The sequence below is a fragment of the Fusobacterium perfoetens genome (genome assembly GCF_021531475.1).
Classification (GTDB): Bacteria; Fusobacteriota; Fusobacteriia; order Fusobacteriales; family Fusobacteriaceae; genus Fusobacterium_B.
This window is the reverse complement of record NZ_JADYTX010000005.1, coordinates 61,434-73,735: the sequence shown is the minus strand read 5'-3', so window position 1 is coordinate 73,735 and position 12,302 is coordinate 61,434. Positions and strand designations below refer to the sequence as shown.

Here is a 12,302-nt window from a genome sequence, read left to right as displayed (position 1 = left end):
TAATTAGAAAGTTTATAAAAATTAAAAGAAAAATTTAATATATTTTTTAAATAATTTTTAAAAAAACTATTGACAAATTAAATTTTATGAGGTATAAATTAGTAGTCAAAAAGATAAACGAGGTGATTCCGATGGGACAAGGAGATAGAAAATTATAATAAAAAGTATATTTTTTAGATAATTTTCAGAGGACACTAATAAATAAGGTTTTATAAAAAATTTATAAAATATAAATAGATTATAAAAAATAGAAAGAGGTGATACCAATGGGAAGAGATGCAAGGAAATTATAATTTAATTAAAAGTAAATTATAGTTTCAGAGGACAAAGAAAAAGGTGTAACTATCATATAATATTTTTGGAAGTGTTATTAAAGTATGGCTAATATTCGGTAGGACTCTAGGGAGTGTATATCTTATTTTCGTTATTAATAGTAGTGGAAGAAAATATTTTAAGATAAGTCTCTGGTGTTATTAAAAAAGTGTAAATAACTAAAATAATAAAAGTTATTTAGGGTTGATTTTAGAGGAAAGAAAATGCTAGTGATGAGAATTCGTGGTAGATATGCTGAAGAATTTATATATAAATAAAGTAGATACTTAGTTATCTAAAAGGAGAAGATGTATCACGATCGAGGAAATAATATAGAAGGGCTGTTTGGAAAATAAAAAATTTCAGACAGCCCTTCTTTATATTTTTTGTTATTTTAGAATAATGCTTTCAATATCGATTGGTTTTTCTTGAAGTCCGTTAGCGATTAAAAATTCTTGAGTAGCTTTTAAATCTTTGATATCATTTTCTGTTATCTCAGGATTAAAATCATAAAAAGGGAACATAGTTCTAACTTCTTCAGGAGTATTTTCAACCTCTTTTGCAACTTTATCAACAATACTATCAAAATCATTATAGATTGTTTTTACTATATTATCATTGATAGTTTTAAATTTTTCAACAGCTTTAGGATATTTTTCTAAGAAATCCCCTCTTACAGCTGTAACAACTAACCCTTGTACAAGTCCTTCTCCAGTAGTAACTACCTTTGCACCAGATTTAATAGTATTTAAAGCCACTGGTCCAGCAAGTAAAGCAATATCGGCACTGCCATTTAAAAGAGCTGACATAGCTCCAGGAAGTCCCATATTTACAAATTCAGTATCATCTACACTTACATTTTCTGTATTAAGATAAGTAACTAAAAGTTGATGAAGTATAGTTCCCTTTGGTCCAACTATTTTTTTACCTACAAAGTCTTTTGGACTTTTTATATTTTCATCTTTTGTTAAAATCATAAATACTTTTGGAGCTCTAGTATAAACTCCAGTTAGTTTTAAATTAACTCCATTTGACGCACCAATAAGAGCTGATGGAGCACTTAGAGCATAAAGAAAATCCATTTGTCCAGATGCAAGAGCTTGAATTTGTTCAGGTCCTGTAGTAAGCTCGTAAAATTTAACCTCAGTTCCCTCTTTAGCAAACTCATTTTCAAAAATCTTGTCATTTCTTCCAAGAATAGATGGAATGTTAAGAGGTGCTTTAACATAAGTAAGATTTAAAACTTTTGGAAATTCCTCTTTTTTCTCTTTAGAGCAACCAGTGAAAACTCCCAAAACAACAAGTAAAACAGTAATAAATTTTTTCATAGATTTTGGGTTGTTACAATATTAAAAATTGTAACAGCCAACCTCCTTTCAATTATTTTAATAAATTTTTAATTTCTTTTTTTAAATTTAAGTATTCAATTTTATCAATATCCTTAGGTTGAGGATTTGATATATCAAAAGTTGTAAATTTTTTGTCAGAGATAACAATAATCCTATCAGCTAAAGTTATCGCCTCATCAATATCGTGGGTTACAAAAATTATTCCTTTTTTTGTGCTTTTAAAAATATTTATAAGGGTTTGTTGAAGATTTTTTCTTGTAAAATAATCAAGGGCTGAAAAAGGCTCGTCCATCAATAAAATATCAGGTTTGTAAGCCAAAGCACGAAGTATAGCCACACGATTGCTCATTCCTCCAGATAAAGCACTAGGTAAAAAATTTTTACAATTTTTAAGAGAAACTAAATCTAAAAGATTATCTATTTCCGAAGAAGTAATCTTATTTTCTAAGTCGTAGATTTTTATATTTTCAGAAACAGTGAGCCACGGCATAAGACGACTTTCTTGAAATACAAATCCTATTTTAAAATCTTTAATTTCTTTGTCTGTATCATCAAAATATTTTATCTCTCCAGAAGATATTTTTTCAAGTCCAGCTATAATCCTAAGAAGAGTAGTTTTACCACAACCGCTTTTACCAAGTATGACAGTTATTTTATTATCTAAAATCTCAAGATTTATATTTTTAAAAAGAGTGTTATTATCATCAAGATTTTCAAAGGTTTTTTCTAAATTTTTTAGGACAAATTTACCCATTAAATCCAACTCCTCTCTTTTTTAGAAAATTATTTATTATTTTTTCTAAAATACCATCTGTTAAAGTTCCAAAAATTCCAATTGATAAAATTCCAATAATAACAATATCTATTCTTGAAAGAATCTGTCCGTCAAGTATAAGATAACCTAAACCTGATGAAGCAGCTATCATCTCAGCTCCAATTATAGCTCTCCAAGAATAACCAACTGCAAGTTTTATTCCAAGTAAAATATCCGGTATAGCATTTGGAATAATAATTTTTTTAAAAATCTGCCATTTATTAAATCCAAAAACTTGCCCCACCTCTATAAGTTTCTTATCACAAGAGCTTAGTCCCTTAAGAGTATTAAGAAAAAGTGGAAAGAAAGATGCAAGGATTATAATTATAACCTTTGAAGTTTCACCTATTCCAAACCATAAAATTATAAGTGGCATAAGAGATAGAGGAGGTGTATGTCTTAAAAATTCCAAAATCCCTTGAAAATATATATAAATTTTTGGGAAAATCCCAAAAATTATAGCTAAGGGAACAGAAAAAGAAAAAGCGATAGCAAATCCTAAAACTATTCTAAAAAAACTAGCAAAAAGATGATGAAAAAGTTTTCCATTAGAAAGTAATAGAAAAAAAGTATTGATAACCTTAGTTGGTGGTGGAATTAAAAATGGATTCCATAAATTTATACTTGAACCAAAACACCAAATTAGAATAATTATAAAAAATAAAATAAATTTTTTGAAAATATTTTTATTGCCCATCATTTTGCCTTTCTAAATTATTTTATAATCTTCATTTTAGCACAGTAGAAATATAAAATCAAGTAAAATAAAAAAAGTCCAAGGAATGATTTGAAAAACTAAATAAAAAATGATATTATATTCTTAAGGATAAAAAAAATGGAGGTAGATAATGGAAGTTAAAAAATTTATAACTAATCCTGCAGGACTTATGACACATAGTTATTTGGCTTGGGACGATGATAAAATAGCTTATCTATTTGATTGTGAGGGAGAAAGAGTAGATAAAATAGTGGATTTTATAGAAGAAAAAGGTTTAGACTTAAGATATATAATTTTGACACACGGACATTCAGATCATATTTGTGGATTAAATAGAGTAAAATCTCTATTTCCAGATGCAAAAGTTTTTATAGGAGATGAAGATGCTGAGTGTTTAGTTGACTCTAATTTAAGCCATTCTAACTATATTTTTGGAATAAATTTTGTTTATAACGGACCTTTTAAAAGAATAAAAGGTGGAGATTTTGTTGGAAAATTCAGAGTGATTGATACTCCGGGACATACAGTAGGTTCAAAATGTTTCTTTGACGAGGAAGATAAAATTTTAATATCTGGAGATACAATGTTTAGAAGAAGTTTTGGAAGATATGATTTTCCGGGAAGTAGTGGAGAGCAACTTTTCAATAGTTTAAGAAGACTTTGCAAACTTCCAAGTGAAACAGTTGTATATAGTGGACATACTGAAAGTACAACAATAGGGGAAGAGAGAATATTTTTAACATCTTTAGGAATAATTTAGTTTTTAAGGAGGTATTATGAAAAAAGTATATGATTTAGTTGTTGTAGGTGGAGGACCAGCAGGTCTTACAGCTGGAATATATGCAGGAAGAAGTAATCTTTCTGTTTTGGTTGTAGAAAAATCTGGAGTTGGAAGTTTAGCGATGGCTCATTCTATTGAAAATTATCCAGGATTTGCTGAGGAGATAACTGGAAAAGAGTTACTTTCTAAAATGAAGGACCAAGCAAAAAGATTTGGTGTAGAATTTATGGAAGGAACTTTTTTAGGGATTGATATATATTCTGATCCAAAAATAGTTAAAACAGATGTTGATAATATCGAGGCAAGAACAATAGTTATGGCTCTTGGAGCTGGAAAAAATTCTGGAAAAAAACTTGCAGGAGAGAAAGAATTTTTAGGTAAAGGAGTTTCATACTGTGCTACTTGTGATGGAGCTTTTACAAGAAATATGATAGTTTCTTTATTTGGACAAGGGGAAGAGGTAGCTGAGGAGGCATTGTTCCTAACTAGATTTTCAAAAGAGATAAATATTTTTATAAAAGATAGTGAGTTTAAATGTAGTGAAGAATCTTTAAAACTTCTTAAAGAAAATGAAAAAGTAAAAATCTATCTTGGAGCAGAGATTAAAGAGTTAAAAGGTGGAGAATATCTTGAAAGTGCAAAAGTTTTAATCGACGGAGAGGAAAAGGAGTTTCCTACTCAGTATGCTTTCCTTTATCTTGGAACAAAAAATTTAACTGAACTTATAGGAGAGTTTGCAACTTTAGATAAGGCTGGATTTGTTGAAACAGACGATACTATGAAAACAAAAGTTGAAGGAATCTATGTAGCTGGAGATATGGTTGCTAAAAAGGTTAGACAGGTAACAACAGCTGTTAATGATGGAACTATTGCTGGAATGGAAGTTGTAAAATATATATTAAAAAATAAGAAAAATTAATGAAAAAGAGGTTGTTCACAAAAATGTGTTCAACCTCAATTTTTTATTTTTTTAGTTCTCCAAGTCTTTTGTAAAGAATAGCTCCAGCTCCAGCCATAAGTCTTTCTTTGATTTCTTCATCTGTTGGATTAATAAATCCAGTTGCAATAAGGGTAGAATATCCGTGAGCAAAAATCCAACAATCTAAAAGAAGTTCATCTTTAAATTCTACTGGAAGTCCAGTAAATCTTTCATCTTTTTCTATCTCAGCTTTTACAGAATCTCTAAATCTTCTAATAATATCAGTGAAAGATTGTTCTCTTAAAAAAATAGATCTGAAAAGTTCTTTATTTTCTCTAGCAAAAACACAAATTCCCATACCGATATTAAGATATTCTAAATCAGTAAAAGGTCTTTTTATGTATTCCATAAATCTATTTTTAGCTACTGTAATTAACTCCTCTTTAAGCTCATCTATTGATGAATAGTTAGAATATATAGGAGCAGGAGAAGCTTTTAACTCTTTTCCTAAATTTCTAGCAGTAATAACATCTAACCCTTGTTTTTCAAACATTTCAAAAGCTTTATTAAAAACTATCTCTTTACTAAAAATAACTTTTTTTGGCATAAATTCCCCTCCCCAAAAAAATTAATGATGTAATCTTATGATACTATATTTTTATAAAAATGTAAATGATAAATTAAATATTTCCCTAATAAAAAAGAATTTCCCCCATCTAAAAATAAAAAATATATATTTAAAAAACTGTTATAGTATACCAATAATTTTATAAATTTTTAATAACTATAACAGTCAATATAATTTTATTTTATTAGTTTATTAGAATTTTTTTACAAAGTTAAATCCAATACTAGCTATTTTTTTCTCATATTCTACACCATTGAAAGAAGTTGTGTCATAGAAATAGTGATTATAACCAACTGTCCATTCAGTATTTTCGTCTGGTCTGTATTTGATACCAGTTCCAATGATAAATGAATTTATAGCATATTCAGTTGCAGCATAAGTAGTTTTCTTTGCACCAGTGTCAGCGTAGTTAGCTCCAGCTAGCCAAGCAAATTTATCATTGATCCAGTATTCTGAACCAACAGATATTTCCCAACCATTATCATAATCATATCTTCCAGGATCATTTCCTATTCTGTCCATTTTTGCATCTTTATTAAAATAATAGTTTCCACCAATAAATGTTGTCCATTTGTCAGTTACTTTATATGAAGCTCCAAGAGCTAATATTGCTGGTAAATCTCTTCTTGTTTTTATACCATCAGCATAAGCTGGATATATTCCTAATAATCCATTGGAAATAATTTTATCCATTTGTAAGGCTTCAATACCAGTTGTATCTTTTATATCAGCATCTGTTTTAAAATCCATTTTTACTCTACTATCATATCTTAAACCAAGATTTAATTTGTCTGAGAATTTATAGTTAAGCCCTAATTGAAATCCAAATCCATAACCAGTTCTTTCAGAATCTATTGAAGCACTTCCATCTAAAGGAATACCATTACCAATAGGTAAAGATAGTCCATCTTTAAAAGATGTATTAGCTTTTAAGTTTCTCATTCCATAAACAGCTTTTACTCCAAAAGATGTAGATAATTTTTCATCTACTTTCCAAGTTCTACCAATAGTAGTTTGAACATATTGATTTGAACCTTTTACATTAGTTCCTGTTAAAACGTCATTCATATTTGTAGATAATAATTTTTTTAATGTAGGTAGAAGGTTGGGGTCTACACTTGATAAAGGAGGCAACTTACCTTCCATAACTTCTCCAATAGTTGGTAAAGGAATACCATCTTCATATTCTAAAGAAGCTCCACCAGCATAAGCACCTAAAGTCCAGAAATAAGCTCCATCATCTACAACTTTATAAACTGCAAAGTTAGGGATTGGTGAAAATAAATCTGCGTCATATTCTTTTCCATTTGTCATTGATTGTTTTCCAAAAGCTACTTGAACTCCACCAACAAAATATGTTCCTTGTTCTAATTGAGAAAGTCCAGCTGGGTTAAAATATACAGTTGAACCATAATTTATAGCTCCTTGTTGAGCTGGATTTCCAGCATATTCAGCTGAATAGTTTTGTACTAAATCTATTGAAGCTCCGAAAGATACTGAGCTTAAAATTAAGCTTGCTATGGTAATTTGTTTTAAATTCATATTTATTTTCCTCCATATAAAAATACACACGTAATAATAACGGATATAATATAACATATGTTTCATAAAAATGCAAGTACTTTTTTCAAATGTTCAAGAAAAATATTGATTTTTAAAATAAAATATGATATTGTAAAAGAAGATGGTTATACTAAAATAATAAGAAATCAAAATAAAAAAGAAAAATTTTAAAAATTGAGAGCTATAATTTTAAATATTTTTTAATTATAGCTTTTTTTAATTAGAAGAGGAGAATAAAAATGAAAAAATTAGAAAAAAATTTAATAAAAGTTATTTTGTTTTTTGTTATGTTAACAATGATTGGTTGTAGCAGTGTATCAGAAAATTATAATAGTATAAATAATAGCTATAATCAAAAAAATAATACAGCAGGTAGATCAATAATAACAGATACTCTTATTGCAAGTATGTTATACAATAATCCAGAGTTAGTTTCAAAAATGAGTTTTGAAAAAAATAAAACACATACAAAACAAAGTATCAGTGCAAATACTTTATCAACTACAACAATGAAAAGCCAAAGTTTTTCTGATGGTAATTCTCATTTTAATATGGGACAAAGTATGACAAAAACAGAAACTAGAACTAAAACAAAATCAAAATCTATTTCGACTGGTATAAATGTGGCTCCAAACTTAGATTATTATCTTAAATAGTAAAATAAAAAAATGACTGTTGCATAAAGTTACTAAAAAGTAATTAAAAATGCAACAGTCTATTTTATTTTGTGTATTCTCTGTAAATGAAATCTTTGTATTCTTTTTCAAAAATATTTTTATAATCTTCAAAATTTATTTTTGGGAAGTAAATATCCCCTTTAAAATTTCCCTCTATATGAGAGATACAAAGTTTATCAAAAATATTTTTTGAGATAACTTCTTGATAAATTTTAGCTCCACCAATTATAAATATATCTTTTTCAGAAAAATTTTTACAAAAAGAAATCCCCTCTTCAATAGAGTGAAAAATAACTGTTTTATTTAAAAGTTCTTCAAAAGTCAACTCGTGGAAATCAAAATCATTTTCCATAGTGTTACTAATAACAATATTTACTCTGTTAGGTAATGGACGACCGATACTTTCAAAGGTTTTTCTTCCCATAATTATAAAATTTCCAGTGGTTTTTTCTTTAAAAAGAGTTAGATCCTCTGGAACATTCCAAGGAATCTGGTTATTTTTTCCTATTAAATAGTTTTTGTCAAGTGCTACAATAACACCAATCATATTATTCTCCAAAGTTAAAATCAGTTTGTCTTAAAGCCTCATATAAAATAATAGCAGCTGAGTTAGAAAGATTTAGAGAACGTCCCATTTCTATCATAGGGATAGTGATACATTTATCAGGGTTTGCTTCTAAGATTTCTTTTGGTAAACCTCTTGATTCAGGTCCAAAGATTATAAAATCATTTTCTTTGTATTTAACATCAGTATATCTATTTTTACATTTTGTAGTTGCATAGTAGAAATTTCCATCAGGGTTTCCTTTTAAGAAATCTTCGTAGCTGTCCCACTCTTTTATTTTTACCAAATGCCAATAATCAAGTCCAGCTCTTCTAACATTTTTTTCATCAAGAGAAAAACCAAGTGGTTTTATAAGATGAAGAGTAGAGTTTGTTAAAACACAAGAACGACCTATATTTCCAGTATTGTATGGAATTTCAGGTTCAAATAAAACTATATTCATAATTTTTAATTCCTCCTAAATTATATTTTTTACATTATATTCTATCACATTTTAAACCTTAAAGGAATATTAAAAATAAAAAAATAAACTCCTATTATAAAAATGCAAAAGGAGTTTATCTAATAATTATTATTAATTTGATTAAATTTTAACTTAATAAGTGAAAAAATAAAATACAATTACTCGTAGTTTATATATTAAAAATTACGTAATTTATGGAAGAAAACCAAAATTTAGCAAGAGATGTTGAACGCTAAAAAACGACACTGTTTGAACGAAGTGAGTTTGTCGTTTTTAGTGAAACGAACTTAGCTAAATTAGTTTTCTGTAATATGGAGTAATTTTTAATGATATAAGACAACTTATCCAATACTTCCAAATATTAATCCTAAAATTAATACAGCAGCTGTTCCTGGTACAAATAAATATTTACCAAAACCAATTATATATTTTCCTCTTTTTTTAGAAGCTCCCTTATCAATTTCAGCAATTATTTTTTTATTATCAATTGCAAAGAAGAAGAAAGCTAAAATTATTAAAGCTCCAAGTGGGATTAATATAACTGACATTAAATCAGCAAATTTTCCAAAAAGATCCATATTAAGATCTAATGGAATACCGATTAAAACTAAAATACTACCAATAATAATACTAGCTTTTTTTCTTGAAACATTAAATTTAAACATAAAAGCTTCAACAGGTACTTCTAATTGGTTGATAGCTGAAGATACAGCTGCAAAAATAACACTTAAGAAGAATATTCCAGCTAAGATTTTTCCACCAGATATTTGAGAGAAAATTGCAGGTACAGTTATAAATAAAAGTCCTGGTCCTGCTCCTGGGTTATGTCCAAAAGCAAATGCAGCTGGTATAATTACAAATCCTGCAAGAAGAGCTGCACAAGTATCTAATATACAAGTATGGAAAACACTATTTGGAATATCAATATCATCACCAAGATAACTTCCATAAACTAAAAGAGCTGAACCACTAAGTCCTACTGTGAAGAATGATTGACCTAAAGCCATTATCCAAGTTTGAGGATTAGCAAGAGCTTCCCATTTTGGAGTTAAAAGATATTTTATTCCTTCCATTGCACCAGGTAGTGTTAAAGATTTTATCATAAGTCCGATGAAAATAATAAACATAAGTGGCATTATAAATTTATTTAATTTTTCAATACCTTTTACAACACCTAAAGAAATAACACCGATACTTATTAAACCTGCTAGTATATGCCAACCGATAGAGCTTGAAGTTCCAACAAATGCACCAAAATATTCTGGATAATTAACAGCATTCATATCAATTGTTACATAAGCAAAGAAGTATTTTATTATCCATCCGAAAACAATTATATAGAATGTGAAAATTCCTGATACTGATACTATTGATATCAAAGGAAGATAATTTGCTAATGGGATATTTTTTTCTTTCATAAGTTCAGAAACTCCCATAACACCTTTTTTAATCATTCTTCCGAAAGATATTTCAGATATAAGCCCGATGTAAGCAAAGAATGCCATAAATATAAAGTAAGGGATAAGGAATGCTCCTCCACCAAAAGTTCCTAATTTCCAAGAGAACATCCAAATATTTCCTAATCCTACTGCTGCTCCAACACAAGATAGAATAAATCCCAACCGATTACTAAATTTTTCTCTTTTTTCTTTCATTTTTCTGTCCTCCATAAAAATATAATAAAAAATGACTACCAGTAATGTATCTGATAGTCATCAAATTAACAAAATTAAATTTTACATACAGATACATTTTATTATTTAGACAAGCCAAAATTAGTTTGTATCTGTTTTACTAAAACAAATCACAAACTTTTAAAAGCTTCTCCACCAATAAAAAGTATCAACAGAGGTAATATTATTTTTATTTATTAAATTGTAGTTTTTCATAATATTCCTCCCTTTGCTTTGTAAAATGTTTTCTGTATTGTATCACTTGTAAAAAATGATGTCAAGAAAAATTTTAAAATTTATTTTAAAAGTTTATTTTGTCCTATTCTTATACCGATGACACCTACAGGAACAGAAAGAACAATTGATAAAACTCCAATAGCTAGTAAAATTTCTCCGTGAGGAACTCCCATAGCTAGAGGTATTCCAGATATTGCAGCTTGAACAGTGGCTTTTGGAATATATGAAAGTCCACAGAAAAGTCTTTCTTTTTTATTTAAGTTAGAACCAAAAAGAGAAACTCCTACTCCTAACATTCTTCCAACAAGTCCAATAAGAACAATAATTACTCCAACCGAACTAGAACTGAATATAACTTTAATATTAACAGCAGCTCCAATTAAAACAAAAAGTATAATCTCTGAAAATACCCAAATTTTATTAAATTTTGTAGAAAGTCTTTTTGCAAGGATAGGATATTTTTCTAATATAATAAATCCCATTGTCATAATTCCTAAAAGACTAGCAATAGGAAATATATTTAAACTTTCAAGTTGATGAAAAGTAATTCCAACCATAAGAAAAATAATCGCTTTTCTTGTATCACGGATATGATATTTTTTGAAAAATTTAACTAAGATAATTCCAATAACTCCACCTAAAACAATTCCTATAACAATACTTAGAGGAATTTTTAAAAATTCTTTGTAAATATTTACATTTTTTCCAAGTGAAAGAGATAAAAATGATGAAAATAGAGTGATTGCAAAAATATCATCAATAGATGCTCCTGCTAGTATAAGAGTAGGAATCTCTTTTTCTTTTCCCAAGTTTTTTTCTTTTAGACTTAGCATTTCTGGAACTACTACAGCAGGAGAAACAGCTGCAATAATAAATCCTAAAGTTCCACAGATTGGAAGAGGGAATCCCAAAAGAAGATGAGTGATTATCATAATAGTAAATCCTTCAAAAAGGCAAGGGATACAAGCCATTTTAAGAGCCACATTTCCAATCTTTTTTAAAGAAACTCTATCTATACCAAGTCCAGCTCTTATAAGAATAACTATTAAAGCACAAAGTCTTAAGTCTGACGAAATTGAAAGAATTTTATCAGAAATAAAAAATGGTTCTAAGAAATCTAGTTTTAAAATATTAACAATATAATTTTTAGAATATTCTCCTAAGATAATTCCTGTTAAAATCATTCCAAGTAACCCCGGAAGTCTTAATTTTTCAAAAAGTTTTGAAAGTCCAATTGCTATTAAAATAAAAAAAGCAAAACTAAAAAGCATAAATCCTCCTAAAAAATAAAAAACTTCCACAAATGCAAAAAAACATCTGTAGAAGCTATCATCTTAATTATAAGCGTTTTACACCAAAGTGTAGGGAGAGCCTCATCTCCAAAAATATTATATAATATTTAAAAAAAGTTTACAAGATAAAAAAATAAAAACTGTTGATTTTAAAAGAAAAACTTAATTTTTTATAAAATTAGAAAAAAATCTGTTGACATTTTTTATAACATTTGGTAGAATTATTGTGTTGCGGGAATAGCTCAGTTGGTAGAGCGTCAGCCTTCCAAGCTGAATGTCGCGAGTTCGAACCTCGTTTCCCGCTCCATTTT

Annotated in this window: 12 protein-coding genes, 1 tRNA gene and 1 riboswitch; of the genes, 4 read left to right on the top strand and 9 right to left on the bottom strand. The window is 28.1% G+C overall.

What is annotated here, in order from left to right:
* Positions 1-701: 701 nt before the first annotated feature.
* The 3 genes from I6E15_RS02345 to I6E15_RS02335 are packed head-to-tail and all read right to left on the bottom strand — an operon-like array spanning position 702 to position 3,175.
* Positions 702-1,640, bottom strand: a complete 939-nt coding sequence (locus I6E15_RS02345) for an NrtA/SsuA/CpmA family ABC transporter substrate-binding protein (protein ID WP_235243923.1) — start codon at positions 1,638-1,640, stop codon at positions 702-704.
* A gap of 52 nt (positions 1,641-1,692) precedes the next feature.
* Positions 1,693-2,415, bottom strand: a complete 723-nt coding sequence (locus I6E15_RS02340) for an ABC transporter ATP-binding protein (protein WP_235243921.1) — start codon at positions 2,413-2,415, stop codon at positions 1,693-1,695.
* Positions 2,408-3,175, bottom strand: a complete 768-nt coding sequence (locus I6E15_RS02335) for an ABC transporter permease (RefSeq protein WP_235243919.1) — start codon at positions 3,173-3,175, stop codon at positions 2,408-2,410. The genes I6E15_RS02340 and I6E15_RS02335 overlap by 8 nt, the downstream gene beginning before the upstream one ends.
* Positions 3,176-3,323: 148 nt before the next feature.
* Here I6E15_RS02335 and I6E15_RS02330 point away from each other — a divergent pair, with 148 nt between their 5' ends.
* Together I6E15_RS02330 and I6E15_RS02325 are read left to right on the top strand one after the other, a co-directional pair.
* Positions 3,324-3,953 carry an MBL fold metallo-hydrolase gene (locus I6E15_RS02330; RefSeq protein ID WP_235243917.1) on the top strand — a complete coding sequence of 210 codons (630 nt, stop codon included), beginning with the start codon at positions 3,324-3,326 and terminating at the stop codon, positions 3,951-3,953.
* 16 nt (positions 3,954-3,969) lie between these two features.
* Positions 3,970-4,893: an NAD(P)/FAD-dependent oxidoreductase gene (locus tag I6E15_RS02325; protein ID WP_235243915.1), complete on the top strand. Its 924-nt coding sequence runs from the start codon at positions 3,970-3,972 to the stop codon at positions 4,891-4,893.
* A gap of 43 nt (positions 4,894-4,936) precedes the next feature.
* Here I6E15_RS02325 and I6E15_RS02320 read toward each other — a convergent pair whose 3' ends face one another.
* Positions 4,937-5,500, bottom strand: a complete 564-nt coding sequence (locus I6E15_RS02320) for a TetR/AcrR family transcriptional regulator (protein WP_235243913.1) — start codon at positions 5,498-5,500, stop codon at positions 4,937-4,939.
* Positions 5,501-5,713: 213 nt separating this feature from the next.
* Positions 5,714-7,063: an OmpP1/FadL family transporter gene (locus tag I6E15_RS02315; RefSeq protein WP_235243911.1), complete on the bottom strand. Its 1,350-nt coding sequence runs from the start codon at positions 7,061-7,063 to the stop codon at positions 5,714-5,716.
* A 260-nt stretch (positions 7,064-7,323) separates the two neighbouring features.
* Between I6E15_RS02315 and I6E15_RS02310 the strand changes: the two genes are divergently transcribed.
* Positions 7,324-7,740, top strand: coding sequence for a hypothetical protein (locus tag I6E15_RS02310; protein ID WP_235243907.1), 417 nt, complete (start codon positions 7,324-7,326; stop codon positions 7,738-7,740).
* 64 nt (positions 7,741-7,804) lie between these two features.
* Here I6E15_RS02310 and I6E15_RS02305 read toward each other — a convergent pair whose 3' ends face one another.
* From I6E15_RS02305 to I6E15_RS02290, 4 genes are all read right to left on the bottom strand, one after another.
* The gene (locus I6E15_RS02305) at positions 7,805-8,308 is read right to left on the bottom strand and encodes a dihydrofolate reductase (RefSeq protein ID WP_235243905.1); all 504 of its coding nucleotides are present in this window, start codon (positions 8,306-8,308) and stop codon (positions 7,805-7,807) included.
* Between the two features lies 1 nt (position 8,309).
* Positions 8,310-8,768 (bottom strand): tRNA (cytidine(34)-2'-O)-methyltransferase, encoded by a 459-nt coding sequence (locus I6E15_RS02300; RefSeq protein WP_177161262.1) that lies wholly within the window; start codon positions 8,766-8,768, stop codon positions 8,310-8,312.
* 362 nt (positions 8,769-9,130) lie between these two features.
* Positions 9,131-10,444: a sodium-dependent transporter gene (locus I6E15_RS02295; protein WP_235243903.1), complete on the bottom strand. Its 1,314-nt coding sequence runs from the start codon at positions 10,442-10,444 to the stop codon at positions 9,131-9,133.
* A 314-nt stretch (positions 10,445-10,758) separates the two neighbouring features.
* Positions 10,759-11,970: a cation:proton antiporter gene (locus tag I6E15_RS02290; protein WP_235243898.1), complete on the bottom strand. Its 1,212-nt coding sequence runs from the start codon at positions 11,968-11,970 to the stop codon at positions 10,759-10,761.
* A gap of 42 nt (positions 11,971-12,012) precedes the next feature.
* Positions 12,013-12,089: riboswitch (Fluoride riboswitch) on the bottom strand.
* A 133-nt stretch (positions 12,090-12,222) separates the two neighbouring features.
* On the opposite strand from I6E15_RS02290, the gene I6E15_RS02285 reads away from it, so the two are divergent.
* Positions 12,223-12,298 (top strand) — tRNA-Gly (locus I6E15_RS02285).
* Positions 12,299-12,302 lie beyond the last annotated feature (4 nt).

Coding starts and splice junctions, on each gene's coding strand:
- I6E15_RS02300 (WP_177161262.1), bottom strand. CDS start 8,768: ATGAATATAGTTTTATTTGAACCTGAAATTCCATACAATACTGGAAAT.
- I6E15_RS02310 (WP_235243907.1), top strand. CDS start 7,324: ATGAAAAAATTAGAAAAAAATTTAATAAAAGTTATTTTGTTTTTTGTT.
- I6E15_RS02340 (WP_235243921.1), bottom strand. CDS start 2,415: ATGGGTAAATTTGTCCTAAAAAATTTAGAAAAAACCTTTGAAAATCTT.
- I6E15_RS02290 (WP_235243898.1), bottom strand. CDS start 11,970: ATGCTTTTTAGTTTTGCTTTTTTTATTTTAATAGCAATTGGACTTTCA.
- I6E15_RS02330 (WP_235243917.1), top strand. CDS start 3,324: ATGGAAGTTAAAAAATTTATAACTAATCCTGCAGGACTTATGACACAT.
- I6E15_RS02315 (WP_235243911.1), bottom strand. CDS start 7,063: ATGAATTTAAAACAAATTACCATAGCAAGCTTAATTTTAAGCTCAGTA.
- I6E15_RS02295 (WP_235243903.1), bottom strand. CDS start 10,444: ATGAAAGAAAAAAGAGAAAAATTTAGTAATCGGTTGGGATTTATTCTA.
- I6E15_RS02320 (WP_235243913.1), bottom strand. CDS start 5,500: ATGCCAAAAAAAGTTATTTTTAGTAAAGAGATAGTTTTTAATAAAGCT.
- I6E15_RS02305 (WP_235243905.1), bottom strand. CDS start 8,308: ATGATTGGTGTTATTGTAGCACTTGACAAAAACTATTTAATAGGAAAA.
- I6E15_RS02335 (WP_235243919.1), bottom strand. CDS start 3,175: ATGATGGGCAATAAAAATATTTTCAAAAAATTTATTTTATTTTTTATA.
- I6E15_RS02325 (WP_235243915.1), top strand. CDS start 3,970: ATGAAAAAAGTATATGATTTAGTTGTTGTAGGTGGAGGACCAGCAGGT.
- I6E15_RS02345 (WP_235243923.1), bottom strand. CDS start 1,640: ATGAAAAAATTTATTACTGTTTTACTTGTTGTTTTGGGAGTTTTCACT.